The following is a 1,073-nucleotide window of genomic DNA, read 5'->3' on the forward strand; positions in this document are numbered from 1 at the left end:
CAGATTTTAGACCTGTCGGTCTGGGAGGATGACGCAGATTTTTTATGAACGCTTTTTGCCCCTGAAACTGTTGCGGACTAAGGCGGATTCACAATTTCTGCAGAGAGATTCTGTGGCAGTATGATGTTTGAAGCCTTCTATCATGGCCTGCGCTCTGGCGGATGAGAGGATTTCTTCCAGGGATTGATGGAAAAGATTGCCGAGAATGATGTCGCCATTGTGGTCTAAACAACACGGTACTAGACTTCCATCAGATAGAATTCCTATCTGCTTGAATAATGCTTTGCAGAAAACTTCTGGATTTTCAGACTCTTTTTTCTCTGTATCTGGCCATTCAAACTTTCTGTCAAATTCTAAATAGAGATTGTCGCAAAGTCTGAAACCATCTGGGCGCTCCTTCCATGGTTTGGGTACATATTTTTCTATATATTCCATGACCATTTCGTTTTCTTTGTCTTTTCCTCCTTGATTCCAGAGACGAAGTACGATACAGGTGCCTTTTTGTGCAGCTTGGGTGGAGAATTGCATTACCTGATCCATATAGGTTGATAATTCTCCCTTTGCATTACTTTCGTGGGAATGGAGAGATAATTGTATTTTGTGGGGTAAGGTATCGAGTAGATTCATCGCTCTTTCCAGTAAGGTGCCATTAGATGTAAGTACTGTCTTAAATCCTTTGGCTCTGGCTGTCTGAATAAATTGTGGTAGGAGAGGGTGAAGTAATGGTTCGCCCATGAGATGGAAATACAGAAAACAAACCTTCCCACTTACTTTATCTGTGAGAAGGTCAAATTCCTCTGCTGTCAATTGTCTTTTCTTCCTCTGATGTTTTGGACAGAAATCACAATTAAGATTACAAGTGTTTGTTATTTCGATATAGCAACGATCAATCATTTCTTTTCTCTTTCTTCAAAATTATACTTTTTCTCATTTAAATAGCTTCTCCTGCTATCTTCTTTGCAAGCAAAATTGTTTGCACATTTAAATCTCAGGCAAAGTTAAACAAAAAAAATGGATTTACCAAAATTTCTACATAAACCTCAAATCCGCAACCGCCCTCATAAGATGACACA

Annotated in this window: 1 protein-coding gene; it reads right to left on the minus strand. The window is 39.2% G+C overall.

The window, feature by feature from the left end:
* Positions 1-42: 42 nt before the first annotated feature.
* The gene (locus tag DW917_RS16945) at positions 43-894 is read right to left on the minus strand and encodes a radical SAM/SPASM domain-containing protein (protein WP_118120553.1); all 852 of its coding nucleotides are present in this window, start codon (positions 892-894) and stop codon (positions 43-45) included.
* Between the last annotated feature and the right edge of the window lie 179 nt (positions 895-1,073).

It is taken from the genome of Prevotella sp. AM42-24 (genome assembly GCF_003461825.1).
GTDB classification, from domain to species: Bacteria; Bacteroidota; Bacteroidia; order Bacteroidales; family Bacteroidaceae; genus Prevotella; species Prevotella hominis.